Source organism: Streptomyces sp. NPDC002206 (assembly GCF_053593595.1).
The window spans coordinates 438,487-456,399 of the sequence record NZ_JBSFCW010000002.1 but is presented as its reverse complement, the minus strand read 5'-3'; the positions used below and the strand labels follow the sequence as shown (position 1 = coordinate 456,399).

General features: G+C 67.6%; 14 protein-coding genes and 2 pseudogenes. 6 read left to right on the top strand and 10 right to left on the bottom strand.

The window, feature by feature from the left end; translation table 11 throughout:
• Nucleotides 1-108: 108 nt before the first annotated feature.
• Nucleotides 109-1,140, top strand: coding sequence for a zinc-dependent alcohol dehydrogenase family protein (locus ACWCP8_RS06960; protein WP_451114643.1), 1,032 nt, complete (start codon nt 109-111; stop codon nt 1,138-1,140).
• Here ACWCP8_RS06960 and ACWCP8_RS06955 read toward each other — a convergent pair.
• The 3 genes from ACWCP8_RS06955 to ACWCP8_RS06945 form a co-directional block, all read right to left on the bottom strand.
• Complete coding sequence (locus ACWCP8_RS06955; protein WP_382835106.1) at nt 1,127-2,227, bottom strand: M20 family metallopeptidase; 1,101 nt, start codon at nt 2,225-2,227, stop codon at nt 1,127-1,129. The genes ACWCP8_RS06960 and ACWCP8_RS06955 overlap by 14 nt on opposite strands.
• A gap of 217 nt (nt 2,228-2,444) precedes the next feature.
• The gene (locus tag ACWCP8_RS06950) at nt 2,445-2,945 is read right to left on the bottom strand and encodes a DinB family protein (protein ID WP_451114641.1); all 501 of its coding nucleotides are present in this window, start codon (nt 2,943-2,945) and stop codon (nt 2,445-2,447) included.
• Nucleotides 2,946-3,032: 87 nt separating this feature from the next.
• Nucleotides 3,033-3,635 carry a sigma-70 family RNA polymerase sigma factor gene (locus ACWCP8_RS06945; protein WP_356000956.1) on the bottom strand — a complete coding sequence of 201 codons (603 nt, stop codon included), beginning with the start codon at nt 3,633-3,635 and terminating at the stop codon, nt 3,033-3,035.
• Nucleotides 3,636-3,712: 77 nt separating this feature from the next.
• On the opposite strand from ACWCP8_RS06945, the gene ACWCP8_RS06940 reads away from it, so the two are divergent.
• Complete coding sequence (locus tag ACWCP8_RS06940) at nt 3,713-4,540, top strand: alpha/beta fold hydrolase (protein ID WP_352263302.1); 828 nt, start codon at nt 3,713-3,715, stop codon at nt 4,538-4,540.
• A 224-nt stretch (nt 4,541-4,764) separates the two neighbouring features.
• Here ACWCP8_RS06940 and ACWCP8_RS06935 read toward each other — a convergent pair whose 3' ends face one another.
• The 7 genes from ACWCP8_RS06935 to ACWCP8_RS06905 form a co-directional block, all read right to left on the bottom strand.
• Nucleotides 4,765-6,210, bottom strand: coding sequence for a glyceraldehyde-3-phosphate dehydrogenase (locus ACWCP8_RS06935; protein ID WP_352263300.1), 1,446 nt, complete (start codon nt 6,208-6,210; stop codon nt 4,765-4,767).
• A gap of 290 nt (nt 6,211-6,500) precedes the next feature.
• On the bottom strand, nt 6,501-6,926 hold the full coding sequence (locus ACWCP8_RS06930; RefSeq protein WP_451114638.1) for a hypothetical protein: 426 nt from the start codon (nt 6,924-6,926) through the stop codon (nt 6,501-6,503).
• A 66-nt stretch (nt 6,927-6,992) separates the two neighbouring features.
• Nucleotides 6,993-7,622, bottom strand: a complete 630-nt coding sequence (gene kdpC, locus ACWCP8_RS06925; RefSeq protein ID WP_451114636.1) for a potassium-transporting ATPase subunit KdpC — start codon at nt 7,620-7,622, stop codon at nt 6,993-6,995.
• 35 nt (nt 7,623-7,657) lie between these two features.
• On the bottom strand, nt 7,658-9,787 hold the full coding sequence (gene kdpB / locus ACWCP8_RS06920) for a potassium-transporting ATPase subunit KdpB (RefSeq protein WP_451114634.1): 2,130 nt from the start codon (nt 9,785-9,787) through the stop codon (nt 7,658-7,660).
• Nucleotides 9,787-11,451 (bottom strand): potassium-transporting ATPase subunit KdpA, encoded by a 1,665-nt coding sequence (gene kdpA, locus ACWCP8_RS06915; protein ID WP_451114632.1) that lies wholly within the window; start codon nt 11,449-11,451, stop codon nt 9,787-9,789. The genes kdpB (ACWCP8_RS06920) and kdpA overlap by 1 nt, the downstream gene beginning before the upstream one ends.
• A gap of 11 nt (nt 11,452-11,462) precedes the next feature.
• Nucleotides 11,463-11,552: a K(+)-transporting ATPase subunit F gene (gene kdpF / locus ACWCP8_RS06910; RefSeq protein ID WP_352263290.1), complete on the bottom strand. Its 90-nt coding sequence runs from the start codon at nt 11,550-11,552 to the stop codon at nt 11,463-11,465.
• A gap of 250 nt (nt 11,553-11,802) precedes the next feature.
• A complete protein-coding gene (locus ACWCP8_RS06905) occupies nt 11,803-14,322 on the bottom strand; it encodes a DUF4118 domain-containing protein (protein WP_451114630.1) in 2,520 nt (839 codons plus the stop codon).
• 558 nt (nt 14,323-14,880) lie between these two features.
• Here ACWCP8_RS06905 and ACWCP8_RS06900 point away from each other — a divergent pair.
• The 4 genes and pseudogenes from ACWCP8_RS06900 to kdpB (ACWCP8_RS06885) all read left to right on the top strand — a co-directional run.
• Nucleotides 14,881-15,093, top strand: a pseudogene (locus ACWCP8_RS06900) (SAV_915 family protein); the annotation flags it as partial.
• Nucleotides 15,094-15,239: 146 nt separating this feature from the next.
• A pseudogene (locus ACWCP8_RS06895) lies at nt 15,240-15,518 on the top strand (diaminopimelate decarboxylase); the annotation flags it as partial.
• Between the two features lie 131 nt (nt 15,519-15,649).
• Nucleotides 15,650-15,739 (top strand): K(+)-transporting ATPase subunit F, encoded by a 90-nt coding sequence (gene kdpF, locus ACWCP8_RS06890; protein WP_352268685.1) that lies wholly within the window; start codon nt 15,650-15,652, stop codon nt 15,737-15,739.
• Nucleotides 15,739-17,913, top strand: a complete 2,175-nt coding sequence (kdpB, locus tag ACWCP8_RS06885; protein WP_451114628.1) for a potassium-transporting ATPase subunit KdpB — start codon at nt 15,739-15,741, stop codon at nt 17,911-17,913. Before kdpF (ACWCP8_RS06890) ends, kdpB (ACWCP8_RS06885) begins: the two co-directional genes overlap by 1 nt.

The following is a 17,913-nucleotide window of genomic DNA, read 5'->3' as shown; positions in this document are numbered from 1 at the left end:
GCAGGCTGCACTCCGATCCGTCCACGTCGGCCGCGCACGGGAGCTGCGTTGCTCGAACGAGACGACGGCCGGTTTGCCGGACCCGCCCGGCAGCCGCAGGCTGGGACCATGGGGCGATCCGACCACGCCACACAGATGCTCAGCGGCTGGGCCGTCGGGACACCTGGGCCCATGCGTACCGGTCCCCTGGTACCGGCACATCGCCCAGTGGCCGCGCCCGGCCCGGATGAACTTCTGCTGGAGGTGGAAGCCTGCGGAGTCTGCCGCACGGACCTGCATCTCGCCGAGGGTGATCTCACCCCCCACCGTCCGTCGACCATTCCCGGCCACGAGATCGTCGGCCGTGTGGCATCCGTCGGCGAGGCGGTCAGCATGTTCCGCGTGGGTGACCGGGCCGGCGGCGCCTGGTTGCGGGGTACCTGCGGGTCCTGCCGTTACTGCAGCGCGGGACGGGAGAATCTCTGCCCGAGGTCCACGTACACGGGGTGGGACAAGGACGGCGGATTCGCCGACCTGGTCCTCGTTCCCGAGGCGTTCGCCTATCGCCTCCCCGAGGCACAGGACGCAGCCTTGCTCGCTCCTCTCCTGTGCGCCGGAATCATCGGCTACCGGTCGTTGCGGCGGAGTGCGTTGCCGACGGGCGGCCGGCTGGGAATCTACGGTTTCGGCGCGTCGGCCCATCTGGCCGCCCAGGTAGCTCTGGCCGAGGGCGCAACCGTGCATGTGATGACGCGTTCCGAGCAGGCGCGTGAACTCGCCGTGTCCCTGGGTGCCTCATCGGTCGGCGGTGCGTACGACAGTCCACCCGAGCCGCTGGACTCGGCGATCCTGTTCGCTCCGGTGGGTGACCTGGTCCCGGTGGCTATGGAGGCGCTGGACCGGTCGGGCACCCTCGCGATCGCCGGAATCCATCTCTCCGACATTCCTGTGCTCAACTACCAGCGGCATCTCTTCCAGGAACGGAATCTGCGCAGCGTCACCTCCAACACCCGCCAGGACGGCCGCGAGTTCCTCGATCTCGCCGAGCGCATCGGTATCCAGGTCACCGTGAGCCGGTATCCCCTGAACCGGGCTGATCAAGCACTGACCGACCTGGCCGCGGACCGGGTGAACGGAGCCGCAGTGCTCACCTCCGACTGACGCGAATCGCGTTCACCAGTCCAGCAACGAGGTTCGCCCGCTCGGCCATGGCTTCGATCACCAAGTACTCGTGGTCGGCGTGGGCACCGCCCCCGACGGCTCCCAGGCCATCGAGTGTGGGCACCCCCAGTGCGGCCGTGAAGTTGCCGTCGCTCCCGCCGCCGACTGCCTTGCCTTCGAGGTCAGGAAGCAGCTGCTTGGCCACCGCAAAGAGTTCGGCCGACGCCGACTCGGGCATCGGAGGCCGGCCGATCGCTCCCTGAACCGCGATCTCCGCCTCATCGAGGTGCGGAGCCAGTGCCGCGAACGCAGACTCGATTCTGTCTTTCTCGCCGGCCGACTCGACCCGGACGTCGACGATGACGGTCGCCTCCGCGGGAACGACGTTGTCCAGGGTTCCTGCGGACGCGACGGTCGGGGTGACCGTCGTGCCGATATCGGGGCGACCGAGCGCTGCGATGTCCAGCACCTGGTGCGCCGCTTCGATCAGAGCGTTGACCCCGGCCGTGGGCTCAAGGCCTGCGTGCGACGCCCGGCCCGCGATGGAGACTTGGAACGTGCCACAGCCTTTACGGCCGGTCTTCAGGGCTCCGCCGTCAGCAGCCCCCTCGAGCACGAGTACAGCGCCGCAGGCAAGGGCTCGTTCTTCGATGAGAGCTCGAGAGGAGCGGGAGCCGACCTCTTCGTCGGCGGTCACCAGGATCTCGATGCCTGACAGGTCATCGAGCGTCGCCAGGCCATGAACGGCCTGGACCAGACCGCCGAGCATGTCGAAGACCCCGGGGCCGGTTGCGTGCCCGTCCTCGACCATGAACGGGCGGCGTTCAAGGGTGCCGAGCGGAAACACCGTGTCATGGTGACCGAGGATCAGCACTTCGGGATCCTCACCGGCTGACCAGTGGACGTGCGGCCCGGCTTCGCTCTCAACGAGGACGGCCTGCCCACCGAGGCGGCACTCGATGACAGCGGCGACGGCTTTGGCCGATGCCACCAAGGAGTCGAGATCGCGCGACGGAGACTCGATTTCGACGAGTGTCCTGAGGTCCTCGATCATCGCGTCAACAGTCACATCGCCGGTCTTGCGCATCGTCACGTCGCAAGGGTACTTGGCACGCCGCGACGGAATGGAGTTGAGCCCGCGCCCGCCGGGTTGCCGAGCGCACCGACTCCTGGCACAACCATGACTTCAAGAAACGCATCATCCGCACCGAGCGCAGGGGCCGGCGGGCGGACTTGGGGTCCGACTTCTCCGGGATCACATGCCGGATGCCACGGCGGCGCGGTCAGGAGCGGACGATGCGGTTTCAGTCCCGCGGGTGGTCGCCGGTTCGCCCGTCCACGAGTTCGCGCACGATGTCCATGTGCCCGACGTGACGCGCGGTTTCCTCGATCATATGGATGAGCGTCCAGCGCAGCGACACGGATTCGCCGTGCCACGCGGTGCCTACGCTGTCGATCTCCAGCTCGTCGATCACCTTGTCGGACGCGGCACGGGCCCGGCCGTAGAACGCCACGATGTCCGCGGTCGTCTCCGAGGGCGTCGGGCGCAGATCGGCCTCCGAGTCGTCGTCGTCGAACGGAAGCGGTTCCGTCTCGCGTCCGAAGGTCTCGCTGAACCAGCCGTACTCAGTGGCCGCCAAGTGCTTCACGAGCCCCAACAGGGAAGTCCCGGACGGCGTCATCTGCCGTCGCACCTGATCCTCGTCGAGACCCTGGAGTTTCCAGAGCACGACATCGCGGTGCCGGTCGAGACTGATGCGCAAACTTTCCTTTTCGCCGCCTGTGGCGGGAACACGTCGAGTCATTCGCGGACTGTAACAACGTGCCACCACGGCGATCCATTGGAATACCTGCCGTTGAGCGGTGGCCGGACGGCCACCGATCCGCGAGAGTCAGGCGTCGCCCCTCAGACGGTCGCGCTGGATCTGGTGTGCGAGGGCGCGACGCACAGAGGCCGAAGCGGTGGACGTGACCTTCGAGGGGACGTCGAGACCACGGCTGATCTGGTCGTAGGCGTTCCGGTAGCTGCCGGGCATCTCTGCCTGATGCAGCATCAGGTCCTCTTCGACGAGGCGCCGCAACTCGTCGATGTTCTGGGGCGTGAAGCGCTTCTTTCCCCGGGCGATGGCGTGGACGTATCGCGTACAGCGGGCGGTGTCGTAGAAGGTCTCGGAGATTTCCTCGGCGAGGCCCCACAGGCGTCCTTCGAGCCAGGGCTCGTCGTGCTGATCGAGGGAGAGGTTCGTCGGGGGCAGTGGGTCGCCCGTCCTGTACTTCGTCACCTGCTTGGACACAGCGGGCTGACTCATGTCGGTGAGCTGGGCAATTCTGTCCTGGGTCCAGCCGAAGCCGGCGAACAGCTTGATCATTTCGGTGCGCAGCTTCCGCATCTCCTCGCCCGCACGGATGACCTCGTTCATGCCTGCGAGCATCCGCTCGGCCTGTTCCTCGGTCAGCGTCTCGGGGTTCTGATGCGTGTCCTCATCGCCTGCCATAGCTCGGTTATATACCCGAGCACTCCGCAGCCATAACCGGGTTGTATAACCTGGTTATGGCTGGCAGGGTTCCTGTCATGCCTACCTTCTCCGCACCTGACGGAACCCTGCTCGCCTATCGCATGACCGGAGACGGCGACCCGGTCGTCTGCCTCCCGGGAGGTCCCACGGACTCCCGCTACCTCGGTGACCTCGGCGGCCTGTCCACGCACCGCCGACTGATCGTCCTGGACCTGCGCGGCACCGGCCGGTCCGCGATTCCCGACGACACCTCTTCGTACCGCTGCGATCGCCTGGTCGACGACGTCGAGGCACTGCGCGAACACCTCGGGCTTCCCCGGATGGACCTGCTCGGCCACTCCGCCGGCACGAATATTGCGACGCAATACGCGGCTCGGTACCCGAAGAACGTCAGCAAGCTCGCCTTGATCGGCCCCAGCACGAGAGCTGTCGGTATAGCGATCACCGGGGAGACGCGACGCGAGCTCGCGCAGCTTCGTAGAAACGAGCCGTGGTTCCCGGCGGCGTTCGCCGCCTTGGAGGCGCTCACCACGGGCACGGGCAGCGACTCGGAGGCCATCGCCCCCTTCTTCTACGGCCGCTGGGACGCCGCGGCACAGAAGCACCATGCAGCCGGCCGGCCGAGCAACCAGGAAGCTGTCGCTCTCTTCGCGGCCGAGGGTGCCTTCAGCCCGGAGACCACTCGTGCGGCGCTTGCCTCCTGCGAGGCCCCCGTCCTGCTGCTCGCCGGAGAGTGCGACTTGAACAGCCCACCTCAGTCGGCCGCCGAGTTCGCGGGGCTGTTCCCTGACGCCACACTCGTGGTGCAGCCGGGGGCTGGCCACTACCCCTGGCTCGACGACGCCGACCGGTTCGTGGCGACCACTACGACATTCCTGGCGTGAGGACCTGCTCACGCTGCTGGAGACTGAAATGCCCCAGGCCGAGGCCGTCATCCCTCGTCAACCACGTCTTCGGCGGCATCCGAGTGCCGGCGAGCTCCCTGGCCGGTGCGAGGCCGACACCAGCCCGGCCGGCGGTGGGAGAGCAACCGGATGCCCATCGGGATCGGTTGCCGCCCCACCGCCGCCCAACCTGCAGGGGCACCGGATCGGACAGTCCGCCGAGATCAGACCGCCGGGACCGGGTAGGTCGGGTACTCCACCCCGGAGACGTGCTGGACGACGCGAATGACCTGGCAGGAGTAGCCGAACTCGTTGTCGTACCACAGGTAGAGGATCGCGTTGTCACCGTCGACCTTGGTGGCGCCGGCGTCGACGATCGAGGCGTGGCGCGAGCCGATGAAGTCGCTCGAGACCGCGTCGGGGGCGGTGGTGAAGTCGATCTGGCGCTTGAGCGGCGAGGTCAGCGAGACGTTGCGGAGGTAGTCGAGGACCTCCTCGCGAGTGGTCTCGCGCCCGAGCCGCAGGCTGAGGATCGCGATCGAGACGTCCGGCACCGGGACCCGGATCGAGCTGCCGGTGATCGGCGCCTTGAGGTCGGGCAGCGCCTTGGCTACGGCGGAGGCGGCACCGGTCTCGGTGATGACCATGTTGAGCGGCGCCGAGCGCCCGCGGCGGTCGGCGCTGTGGTAGTTGTCCAGCAGGTTCTGGTCGTTGGTGAACGAGTGGACGGTCTCCACGTGGCCGCGCAGGACGCCGTACTCGTCCGCCATCGCCTTCAAGGGCGGGACGATCGCGTTGGTGGTGCAGGACGCGCAGGACAGGATCTGCTCGTCCGGCTTGATCATGTCGTGGTTGACGCCGTGCACGATGTTGGGGACGTCACCCTTGCCCGGAGCGGTCAGGACGACCTTGTCGATGCCGGGGCGCAGGTGCTTCGAGAGGCCCTCGCGGTCGCGCCACTTGCCGGTGTTGTCGATGAGGATGGCGTCCTTGATGCCATACGCCGTGTAGTCGATCTCCGACGGGTCGTTGGCGTAGATCACCTTGATCTCGTTGCCGTTGGCGATGATCGTGCTGTTCGCCTCGTCGACGGTGATCGTGCCCTGGAACTGGCCGTGGATCGAGTCGCGGCGCAGCAGGGAGGCGCGCTTGACGATGTCCTGGTCGCCGCCCTGACGGACGACGATGGCGCGCAGCCGCAGGCCGTTGCCGGAGCCGGCCTTCTCGATGAGCAGGCGGGCGACGAGGCGGCCGATGCGACCGAAGCCGTAAAGGACGACGTCGCGCGGCTCGCTGCGCTCCATCTTGTTGGCACCCGTGGCGCCGGCGACGGCTCCGGCGGTGAACTCCTCCACCGAGAGACCGCGGTCGTCGGTCTTGTACGTTGCGGCGAGCATGCCGATGTCGATCTGGGAAGGGCCGAGATCGAGCGTGGCGAGAGCCTGCAGGAACGGCAGCGTCTCGGTGACCGAGAGTTCCTCACCGGCGATCTGCCGGGCGAATCGGTGGGTCTTGAGGATGCTGACCACTGACTTGTTCACCAAGGAGCGGCTGTGGAGCAGGATCGTGACGTCCCGCTCCCGGTGCAGCTTCCCGATGATCGGGATCATCGACTCCGCGATCCTCTCGCGGTTCTTCCAGCTGGTGAACGAGTCCTCATTGACAGTCACAGGTTTATCTTTCGAGCTAGGCGGTGCTCATATGCTAACCCCCCGCTACTTTGATCATTCAAACGGTGCCACCTGAGCGCATCCAGCGATCGGACCCCACGCCCCACCAGGACACGGAATGAGTCACCTCACGGGGCAGAATGTTCTTTTCGCGCTGATTTGGAGAAGTTCGCCCTCCCTTGTGTGACCCTCGCCGGCCTCGGAGCCGACGTAATCCGCACCGACCGGCTCGGCGGAACTCTGCTTGGACGCCGCCCGGAAGGGGCACGACGAGAAGCGCTCCGGATCTGTCACCGACCCGCGACCACGACAACGAGCAGAGTCACCGAGAGCAGCACGACGAGGGCGCCCCCGGCGATGAATGCGCGGTCAGGGCCCAAGCGTTCCCGCCCGTGGACCACGACGTTTCTGGGGTCGGCCGGATCGTAGGAGACATGTACGTAGTCGCCGTCACTGAACGGCTGTCGCCGGGTGGAGGGAACGGGACAGACGACTTCCATCACCCTGTCGTCCTCCGTCACGAACTGGAGCAGCGAGCGCAGCGGGGCCGACTCCCCACGGGCCTCTCCCGGGTGTCGCTTGACGAGCGCCTGGACACGCACGCCCGTCTCGCTCACTCGCCGTGCCTGGCGCAAGCCGTAGGCCCCCACAAGGACGGCGAACATGCCGCCGAACGCGGCGATCCCTTCCAGAACGACCACGGCACCCACGTCCATGTCACGCCCCACTCCGATGTATGTCCTCGCCTTGGCCACCGTCGCACAGGCACCCTCACATTTTGGTCACATCAGGCCGGCCAGAGCATGGTTGAGTTCGACGACGTTGACGCTTTTCTGACCCAGAAAACCGAGAACACGTCCCTGGACGTGGTGGGCGACCAGCGCCTTGACCTTGGCGGGGGCGAGGTGGCGGGCCTTCGCGACACGGTCGACCTGTTCGTAGGCGTAGGCCGGGGAGATCGCCGGGTCGAGCCCGGAGCCGCTGGCGGTGACGGCGTCCGCGGGGACGGATTCGGGCGGGACCCCGTCGAAGGCGGCGACGGCGGCGCGGCGGATCCTGACGGTCCTGATCAGGTCGGTGTTGTTCGGGCCCAGGTTGGAGGCGCCGGAGTTCATGGGGTCGTAGCCGCCCGCGGACGGCCGGGGCTGGAACCACTTGGGGTCGGGGCGCAGCGGCTCGTTCGCGTCGTTGGGATTCTTCTTCGGCAGGGCGAAGCTCTGGCCGATCAGGCCGGAGGCCACCGGTGTGCCGTTCGTCGTCAGCAGGGAGCCGTTGGCCTGGTGGGAGAGACCTGCCTGAGCGATGCCGGTGACGAGCAGCGGGTAGCCGATGCCGGTGATCACAGTGAACGCCAGCAGCATCCGCAAGGCGGTCAGATGGCGCTGGAGTACGCGGGGAAGGTTGGTGCGCACCGTGGGATCGCCTTCTTCTCTCGTCGGGCCGTCTGTCAGCGCAGGCCGGGGATGAACTGGATGAAGAGGTCGAGCAGCTTGATGCCCACGAAGGGCAGTACCAGCCCGCCGAGCCCGTACATCCAGATGTTGCGGCTGAGCAGCTTCGCGGCGGAGGACGGCCGGTAGCGCACGCCACGCAGCGCAAGCGGGATCAGTGCGATGATGATCAGCGCGTTGAAGACGATCGCGGAGGTGATCGCCGAGGTCGGGCTGTGCAGGCGCATGATGTTCAACTTGTCCAGGCCCGGGTAGACCACCGCGAACATCGCCGGGATGATCGCGAAGTACTTCGCGACGTCGTTGGCGATCGAGAAGGTCGTCAGCGCACCGCGGGTCATCAGCAACTGCTTGCCGATCTCGACGATCTCGATGAGCTTGGTCGGGTTGGAGTCCAGGTCCACCATGTTCCCGGCCTCCTTGGCGGCCGAGGTGCCGGTGTTCATGGCCACGCCGACGTCCGCCTGAGCCAGCGCGGGCGCGTCGTTCGTACCGTCGCCCGTCATCGCGACGAGCTTGCCGCCCGCCTGCTCACGCCGGATCAGTGCCATCTTGTCCTCGGGCGTGGCCTCGGCGAGGAAGTCGTCCACTCCCGCCTCCTCGGCGATGGCCTTCGCGGTCAGCGGGTTGTCGCCCGTGATCATGACGGTCTTGATGCCCATCCGGCGCAGCTCGTCGAACCGCTCCCGCATCCCTTCCTTGACGACGTCCTTGAGATGGATGACGCCGAGAACGCGTGCACCGGGCGCATCGCCATGCCGGATCACCTCGCCGACGACCAGGGGGGTGCCGCCGCTCGCAGAGATTCCGTCGACGATGCCGCCGACCTCCGCCGTGGGGTGGCCGCCGTTTTCGCGGACCCAGCGCATCACTGCCGTTGCCGCTCCCTTGCGCAAGAACCGGTTCTCCTGAGGATCGTTGAGGTCGACACCGCTCATCCGGCTCTGGGCGGTGAAGGGTACGAACTGTGCCTGGGCCAGCTCTCCCTCGCTACGGCCACGTAGCGCGTACTCCTGCTTGGCGAGGACGACGATCGAACGGCCCTCGGGCGTCTCGTCGGCGATCGACGACAGCTGGGAGGCGTCCGCGAGTTCCTCGACGCTCACCCCGTCCACCGGCAGGAATTCGGCGGCCTGGCGGTTGCCGAGGGTGATGGTGCCGGTCTTGTCGAGCAGGAGCGTGTTGACGTCACCCGCGGCCTCCACCGCACGCCCGGACATCGCCAGCACGTTGCGCTGCACGAGCCGGTCCATGCCCGCGATGCCGATCGCCGACAGCAGCGCGCCGATCGTCGTAGGGATCAAGGCGACTACGAGGGCGACAAGGATGACGATGGTCTGCTCGGCCCCTGCGAAGATGGCGAAGGGCTGCAGGGTCGCCACCGCGATCAGGAAGACGATCGTGAGGGATGCCAGCAGGATGTTGAGCGCGATCTCGTTCGGCGTCTTCTGCCGCGCGGCCCCCTCCACGAGTGCGATCATCCGGTCGATAAAGGTCTCCCCCGGCTTCGAGGTGATCCTCACCACGATCCGGTCCGAGAGCACCTTGGTGCCGCCCGTGACCGCCGACCGGTCGCCACCCGACTCGCGGATCACCGGCGCCGACTCGCCCGTGATGGCCGATTCGTCGACGCTCGCGATGCCCTCGACCACATCGCCGTCGCCGGGGATGATCTGCCCGGCCTCGACGACGACGTGATCGCTCAGTCGCAGATCGACACCCGAAACCTCCTCCTCTGCGGCGTCGGTCGCGCCCGGCCGCCAGCCGGTGAGACGGCGGGCCATCGTCGTCGTCCTGGCGCGGCGCAAGGACTCCGCCTGGGCCTTGCCGCGTCCCTCGGCCACGGCTTCGGCGAGATTGGCGAAGACCGACGTCAGCCAGAGCCACGCCGTGATCACCCAGGCGAAGACGCTGGGAGTTCTGATGGCCGACAGCGTGGTCAGCAGCGCCCCGACCTCCACCACGAACATCACGGGGTTGTGGACCATCGAGCGCGGATCCAGCTTGTGCAGGGCGTCGGGGAAGGACGTCAGAAGCTGCTTGGGATCGAGCAGGCCGCCCGAGACCCGGTGCTGCTGACGCCCGGCGCTCGGCGGGGTGGGAGCGGGTGTGGCGGTCGTGGACATCAGTGCAGACCCTCCGCGAGCGGCCCGAGCGCGAGCGCCGGGAAGTACGTCAGACCGACAACGATGAGGATCACTCCGGCCAACAGTCCGATGAACTGCGGCCGGTGAGTGGGCAGGGTGCCCGCGGTGACCGGAACAGGCTGCTGCCCGGCGAGCGAACCGGCGAGCGCCAGGACGAACACCATCGGCAGGAACCGGCCGACGAGCATGACCACACCAAGTGTGGTGTTGTACCAGACGGTGTTGACGCTCAGCCCCGCGAACGCCGAGCCGTTGTTGTTCGCAGCCGACGCGAAGGCGTACAGGACCTCGGAGAAGCCGTGCGGCCCGGAATTGAGCATGGCCGCCCTCTCCCCCGGGGATGCCATCGCCAGCCCGGCACCGACCAGCGCGAGCGCGGGCGTGGTCAGGATGTAGAGCGAGGCGAACTTCATCTCCCGGCCCCGAAGCTTCTTGCCCAGGTACTCGGGCGTACGACCGACCATCAGTCCGGCGACGAACACCGCGACGATCGCCAGGATCAGGATCCCGTAGAGCCCGGAGCCGGTGCCGCCGGGCGCGATCTCCCCCAGCATCATGTTGAAGATCGTCATTCCGCCGCCGCCCGGCGTGTACGAGTCATGGAAGGAGTTGACCGCTCCGCACGACGTGAGGGTGGTCGACACAGCGAACAGGGCCGAGGCCCAGATCCCGAACCGCGTCTCCTTGCCCTCCATCATTCCGCCGGCCGCGTGACCGGCCGTGCTGCTTACGCTGTGCAGCTCGTTGGCGGTCACGATGGCGACCGATGCGCCCCAGATCAATGCCATCACGGCGACGATCGCGTAGCCCTGGCGGTTGTCACCGATCATCGTCCCGAAAGTCCGCGGGAGTGAGAACGCGATGACCAGCATGAGGTAGATCTCGATCAGGTTGGTGAAGGCGTTGGGGTTCTCGAAGGGGTGCGCGGAGTTCGCGTTGTAGAAACCACCGCCGTTGGTGCCCAGTTCCTTGATGGACTCCTGGGAGGCGACGGGGCCTCCGGTCATGCTCTGGTGCCCGCCGGCGATGGTGGTGATGTCGTGGATTCCATGGAAGTTCTGAACGGCACCGGCGGCCACCAGAACGATCGCGAAGACGAACGCAAGGGGCAACAGAACGCGCAGCACGATTCGTGTCAGGTCCACCCAGAAATTCCCGACGCGATCGGTCGTCTTCCTGCTGAAGCCCCGGATCAGCGCCGCGACGACGGCGATACCCACGGCCGCGGAGACGAAGTTCTGGACCGCGAGGCCCGCCATCTGGACCAGATGGCCCATCGTCGACTCGCCGGAATACGACTGCCAGTTGGTATTGGTGACGAAGGACGCCGCGGTGTTGAACGACTGGTCCGTGGTGACCGGCTTCATTCCCAGGGACAGCAGGAGATGGTTCTGCAGACGCAGAAACGCGTACAGGAACAGTACCGACACTGCGGAGAAGGCAAGGATGCTGCGCAGGTATACCGACCACTTCTGGTCGGCGTCGCCGTTCACACCGCCTGCCCGGTAGATCAGGCGTTCAGCCGCCCAATGATGATCAGTGGTCAGGACGCGGGCGATGTAGCCGCCCAGCGGGCGGAACGAGAGGCATAGCGCGATCACCAGGGCGAGTACCTGGAGCCATCCCGCGAGGGTGTCATTCATCGGGCTGTCTCCTAGAACTTCTCAGGGAAGATCAGGCAGACGACCAGGTAGACCACGAGGCACGCGGCAACGATCAGGCCGACGACGTTCTCCACGCTCACAGGCGTCCGACCCCCTTGGCCGCCAGGCCGATGAGGGCAAACACCACGATCGTGAGGCCGATGTACGCGACGTCCGACATGCGCGAGGCACCCCGCAGAGTCATCAGGGGCAGGCTTGTTCAGCCCTCCCGGTCGGAATGTGGGGTTGATGTGAAATGCGAGGTTGATTGTCTTCTGACGCTATATCAGTCGACCTCGAGAATGCCCTGACGCTCTGTGGGCCGATGGGATGACGGTGAAGTGCTGGGATTCACTCGGCGCGGCCGGATGCCGCGCCGGCGCCAGGCGCAGAACTCGGAAGAGAGAGCATCACCGAGAAAGCGGGCCCCTCAGTGGTCGTCTCCAGCGTCCCGTCCATCGCCTCGGCCAAGTCGCGCGAAAGCCGCAGAGCCAGGCTGTCGGCCCGGGTGCCCGGAACCCGGGAGGCCGCAGTGCTCAGTTCGGGGCCCCGGTCGGGCATGCCGTCCTCCACCCGAATCCTCAGGTGGCCGGCCCGGACCTCGGCGGTGAAGACGGGGGGCCTGTCCGGCGGGCTGTGACGCAATGCGTCGGCCCCCAGGGCAGTCAGGGCCCGGGTGAGGAGGGCGGCGTCGGCGATCACGTCGGGCAGCTGTTCCGGCAAGTGCAGAACGATCGAGTGGCCGCCGGGCCCGAGGTCGTCCAAGGCAGCACCAAGCACCTCGTTGAGGTCGACCGGGCGCAGGTAGAGATCGAGTGCCCCGGCGTGCAGACGGCTCACATCGTCGAGATCGGTGACCAACTGCGCCGCTCGGTGCACCGCCGCGCGGGCGGCGCCCAACAACTGCGCCTCTTCCGAGCCAGGCAAACCGGCACGTCGACGCTGCAAGCGCACGAGCGCTTCTTCAGCGGTGTGCAGCGGAGCACGCAGGTCGCGGCCTGCCGCGAGAAGCAGGGACGCCCGGGTTCGCTCGGCGTCGGCGAAGGTGTCCACGCCGCCGGAACGCCCGGCGATCCGCCCTCGGGCATGGGCCAGCCCCAGTTCAGCCGCGCATGCGGCGAGAACGCGTTGGTCCTCCGCACTCAGTCCTGAGCCGCGAACGGCCAGCGTGAGATTGTCGTCGACCGGGCTTTCCACATCCGCCTCGTAGGGCCTTTCCGGCGGCCGCTCCCCAGCGCTGGCGACCACGTACCAGCGGGGGACGGGAGATGCTTCCGGATCCCTTTCGAGCAGGCTGATCGCACTCAGTCCGAAGTTTTCCCGGATCTGCTCCACCAGTGCCGTCAGATCCTGGCCACGCATCACAGCGGCGGCCAGGCGGCTCAACGCCCTCGCCTCCGATGTCGCGCGTACGGCCTGGTGCGTACGCTGCGCAGCCGCTCCCGCTGCCCTGCCGACGAGAGCGGCCGCGGCGACGAAGACCACGAGCGCGGTGATCTCGTCGGGGCGCTCCATGACCAGCGAGTGCACCGGTGCGGCGAAGTAGTAGTCAGCGAGCAGTGCCGCAGCCACAGCGGCGAACAGCGCAGGGTAGAGCCCGCCGACCAGGGCGACCACGACGACGGCGAGCAGGTAGATCAACAGGTCGCTGGAGAGGCCGAGGTTGCCACGCGGCGCGGTCAGCAGGATCGTCAGTACGGGCAGCAACACCACGGCGCCGACCAGGGCAGCCCAGTACCGTCTTGGGCCCGTGCCACGGCTCGGATGCGGAAGCCTCAGCACAGTGGACCCCGCTGCCTCCTCGTGGGTGACGATGTGCACGTCAATGGGGCCAGATCCCTTGATCGTCCGCTTTCCCACACCTGCTCTCAGAAGGGCGGCGAGACGGCCGCGCCGGCTCGCGCCCAGCACGATCTGGGTGACGTTCTCCGTCTCGGCGAACCGGAGCAAGGCATCGACAACGTCGTCGCCAGTGGCCTGGTGGTAGCTGCCGCCCAGCGACTCCAGAAGGGTGCGCTGGGCATCCAGTACCGCCGGGTCGACGGCGGGGAGGCCGTCCTCCGGCACCACGTGGAGGGCCAGCAACTCGGTGCCGGGTGTACGAGCGCTGATCCTCGCGGCACGGCGGATGAGAGTCTCACCCTCAGGCCCGCCGCTCAGGGACACCAGGATGCGCTCCCGGGTTTCCCAGGGAGCGACGATGCCGTGTTCCGCCCGGTAGCGCTGCAGCCCCTCTTCCACCCGGTCGGCGAGCCACAGCAGGGAGATTTCGCGCAATGCGGTGAGGTTGCCGACCCGGAAGTAGTGAGTGAGGGCGGACTCAATGCGGTCCGGTGGATAGATGTCGCCGTGGACCATGCGGCGGCGGAGCACCTCCGGTGGCAGATCGACGAGTTCGATCTGGTCGGCCCGGCGGGCCACCTCGTCGGGCAGGGTCTCTCGCTGGCTGACCCCCGTGATCTGCCGTACCACGTCGTTGAGGGATTCCAGGTGCTGGACGTTGAGCGTTGTGACGACATCCATGCCGGCGGCCAGGAGTTCCTCCACGTCCTGCCACCGCTTGGCGTTGCGGGTCCCCGGAACGTTGGAGTGGGCCAGCTCGTCGACCAGCGCGACCTGGGGACGGCGGGCCAGCACTGCGTCGAGATCCATCTCCGTGAAGAGCGCACCGCGGTGGCTCAGCGTACGCCGGGGGATCGTCTCCAGCCCCTCGGCCATGGCCGCGGTCGGCCGACGCCCATGCGGCTCGACGAAGCCGACGACCGCATCCGCACCCCGTGAACGCAGCCGCTGCCCCTCGGCGAGCATGGCGTACGTCTTCCCGACCCCAGGGGCGGCCCCGAGATAGATCCGCAACCGTCCACGTGCCACCGGCGGACTCCTGCCAGGTCGCCCCCCATGTCGTCCTTGCGCCCTTCCATGGTGCGCCCCTCCTGGCCGCTCCACTCGACGACACCGATCCCCAACCCCCAAGTACACCCTCGGGTGTATCGCGTCCTCGGCGGACGCCGGTCACCCATTGGCCTTCCGCGGCACACAGCGGATCGACCGTGTGGTGCGGTGCACCAGGACATGTGGCACCGCGCGCGGCTGATCCTCCGTGGCACGCGCGGGCTGCAGGCAGGCTGCGGCGTAGTTGTATTGCCCCGCAGGGGTGTTGAGAGCCTGTTGCGCAAGGGCGGCTGGCGGCTTTGTCGCCGACATCGGACGCCGGCCGTGGAGGCCGTCCCTGTGAGTTCTGCCCGAAGGCCCTGCCGGGCAGGCTGACCAGGATCGCCGTGCCCGTCAGCGTCGCGTTACGGGGTGGGGGCTCGGCGTCAAGTATCCGTCAGCGTGGGGGCTCATCTCCGGTGGGCGGGCATAGCTTCGGTGGAGCGCCCGGCCGGTCCGACCGGGCGGCGCCAGTCGCCTTCTGCGAGGAGCAGCACCATGTCTCCACTCGAGCTTCCCGAGGACCCCGAGCCTTCTGAACGGTTCCCGGCCGGACTCCTCTACATCCCTGTCCGGTCGGGGCCCTCTGGATGTACGACCCGGTTCTTCCGCACCCCCCTGGGCGGCCGCACGGCCGTCGGATTCACCTCGGCGGCGAAACTCACCGCCACTCTCGGCACGGACCGGGCCTGCATCAGGCTCTCCGAACCCGCACTGCGCGCCCTCGCAGCCCCTCTGGGTGTGACCGCCCTCACCGTCGACCCGCAGTTCTCCGCCCCGGCGGCCCACCGCACCGCGGCCAAGGTCCGTGAGCGCGAGAACTCCTGGAGCCGCTGGCATCCCCGGCACATCGGTGCCGCCTCATCGGCCGCCCCTCGTCTGCGCCGCCCCGCCTCGTCACCGTCGTGGGCCGGCACTGCGAAGCCGGCGCTCGCCGACGACGTAGCACTCCGGGCGACATACGCCCCGGCGACCTCCTCACCGTTCCGGCGGCCGGGGCCTATCACTTCTCCATGGCCTCCGGTTACAACATGATCGGCCGACCGCCCGTCGTCGCGGTGTCCGACGGCACCGCACGCGTACTCGTACGCCGCGAATCACTGGACGACATGAGCCGCAGGGACATCGGCCTGTAGCACCGGCCCCATTCCCGGCGTCCGCCGAAACACCCTCTCGGCGGACGCCGCTCGACGCATGCCACGAACGGCCCGAAAGATCACCAAGTACCCCCTATTCGCATACCCCAATGTGTGAGGACGAGGTCTCGATGACCGTCGAAAACGCCGTCGGCCTGGTCGTGGCCGTCGCACTGCTCGCCTATCTGATCCTTGCCCTGATCAACCCGGAGAAGTTCTGATGTCCGCCCCCGCAACGGTCGAACCCGCCCCCGTCCACGACGCGCCACCTCCGCACGAAGAACGGCCACGCCGGGTCGGCGCCGGAATGCTCGATCCCAAGCAGCTGTGGCTCGCGCTCCCCCAGGCGCTCCGCAAGCTGAATCCGGTGACCCTGTTCCGCAATCCGGTCATGTTCGTCACCGAGGTCGGTGCCGCGCTCACCACCGGTATAGCGGTCGTCCACCCCAATCTCTTCGGCTGGCTGATCACCGGCTGGCTGTGGCTGACGGTGGTCTTCGCCAACCTCGCCGAGGCCGTGGCCGAGAGCCGTGGCAAGGCGCAGGCCGACGCTCTGCGCAAGACTCGGCAACAGACCACCGCTTGGCGGCTCGCGGGCTGGGAGCCCGGGGCGGCGGAGGACTCGTACATCGAAGAGGCCGTCGCCGCCTCCGAGCTCAGGCGCGGCGACATCGTGTCCGTACCGGCCGGGGATCTGATTCCCGGTGACGGCGACGTCATCAAGGGCGCCGCCAGCGTCGACGAGTCCGCCATAACCGGTGAATCCGCGCCGGTCATCCGCGAGTCCGGAAGCGATCGCAGTGCTGTCACCGGAGGCACCCGGGTGCTCTCCGACCACCTGGTCGTACGGATCACCCAAGAGCCCGGCGAGAGCTTCCTGGACCGGATGATCGCCCTGGTCGAGGGCGCCAACCGGCAGAAGACCCCCAACGAGCTGGCACTCAACCTGCTGCTGGTCATGCTGACCTTCGTCTTCTTGGTCGCGGTCGTGACCCTGCAGCCGATGGCGATCTTCTCCAAGGACGCGATGGCCGCCGCGCACGACACCGCCGCGCTGACCGGCGACGGCGTCACCGCCATCGTGCTCGTCTCGCTCCTGGTCTGTCTGATTCCGACGACCATCGGTGCGCTGCTCTCGGCGATCGGTATCGCGGGCATGGACCGGCTGGTGCAGAGAAACGTACTGGCCATGTCCGGACGGGCAGTTGAGGCCGCCGGCGACGTCAACACCCTGCTGCTCGACAAGACCGGCACGATCACCTTCGGCAACCGGCGGGCGAGCGCGTTCCTGCCGGTCGGGACGGTCTCCATGGAGCGGCTCGCGAAGGCTTCGCTTCTTTCCAGCCTGGCCGACGAGACGCCCGAGGGCCGGTCGATCGTCGAGTACGCCCACACCGAGCACCCCTCGGTGGTCGAGGAAACCCGTTCCGCGCACGGCGCCGAGTGGGTGCCGTTCACCGCCGCCACCCGCATGTCCGGGGTCGACCTCCCCAGCGGTCAGCGGCTACGCAAGGGCGCCGCGGCGTCGGTCGCGGCATGGGTGCGCGAGCAGGGCGGCAAGGTGCCTGTCGCGCTGGACGCTACCGTGGATCATGTCTCCGCTTCCGGTGGTACTCCGCTGGCCGTGGCGGAGTCGAGGAGTGACGGCACGGCCGAGGTACTCGGCGTCGTCCACCTCAAGGACGTCGTCAAACCGGGCCTGCGCGAACGCTTCGACGAGCTGCGCCGCATGGGCATCCGCACGGTAATGATCACCGGAGACAACCCCGTGACAGCCCGGGCGATCGCCGAGGAGGCGGGTGTCGACGACTTCCTGGCCGAGGCGACCCCTGAGGACAAGCTGGAGCTGATCAAGCGCGAACAGGCCGGCGGCCATCTCATCGCCATGACGGGCGACGGTACGAACGATGCCCCGGCACTCGCGCAAGCGGACGTCGGCGTGGCGATGAACACCGGTACGTCGGCCGCCAAGGAGGCCGGCAACATGGTCGACCTCGACTCCGACCCCACGAAGATCATCGAGATCGTCGAGATCGGCAAACAACTCCTCATCACCCGGGGCGCGTTGACGACCTTTTCGATCGCCAACGACATCGCCAAGTACTTCGCGATCCTGCCCGCGATGTTTGCGGCGGTGTACCCGGGGCTCGACCGGCTCAACATCATGGACCTGCACTCGCCGCTGTCCGCGATCCTCTCCGCGGTCATCTTCAACGCGGTGGTCATCGTGGCGCTGATCCCGCTCGCCCTGCGCGGTGTGCGCTACCGGCCTTCCTCCGCCTCCACCCTGCTCACCCGCAACCTGTGGATCTACGGACTCGGCGGCGTGATCGCCCCGTTCCTGGCCATCAAGTTCATCGACTTCGCCCTCGTCCAGTTCATCCCGGGGATCTGA

Excerpts from the sequence above, each read along its gene's own strand:
- ACWCP8_RS06960 (WP_451114643.1), top strand. The coding sequence starts at position 109 with ATGGGGCGATCCGACCACGCCACACAGATGCTCAGCGGCTGGGCCGTC.
- ACWCP8_RS06955 (WP_382835106.1), bottom strand. The coding sequence starts at position 2,227 with ATGCGCAAGACCGGCGATGTGACTGTTGACGCGATGATCGAGGACCTC.
- ACWCP8_RS06950 (WP_451114641.1), bottom strand. The coding sequence starts at position 2,945 with ATGACTCGACGTGTTCCCGCCACAGGCGGCGAAAAGGAAAGTTTGCGC.
- ACWCP8_RS06945 (WP_356000956.1), bottom strand. The coding sequence starts at position 3,635 with ATGGCAGGCGATGAGGACACGCATCAGAACCCCGAGACGCTGACCGAG.
- ACWCP8_RS06940 (WP_352263302.1), top strand. The coding sequence starts at position 3,713 with ATGCCTACCTTCTCCGCACCTGACGGAACCCTGCTCGCCTATCGCATG.
- ACWCP8_RS06930 (WP_451114638.1), bottom strand. The coding sequence starts at position 6,926 with ATGGACGTGGGTGCCGTGGTCGTTCTGGAAGGGATCGCCGCGTTCGGC.
- kdpB (WP_451114634.1), bottom strand. The coding sequence starts at position 9,787 with ATGTCCACGACCGCCACACCCGCTCCCACCCCGCCGAGCGCCGGGCGT.
- kdpA (WP_451114632.1), bottom strand. The coding sequence starts at position 11,451 with ATGAATGACACCCTCGCGGGATGGCTCCAGGTACTCGCCCTGGTGATC.
- kdpF (WP_352268685.1), top strand. The coding sequence starts at position 15,650 with ATGACCGTCGAAAACGCCGTCGGCCTGGTCGTGGCCGTCGCACTGCTC.
- kdpB (WP_451114628.1), top strand. The coding sequence starts at position 15,739 with ATGTCCGCCCCCGCAACGGTCGAACCCGCCCCCGTCCACGACGCGCCA.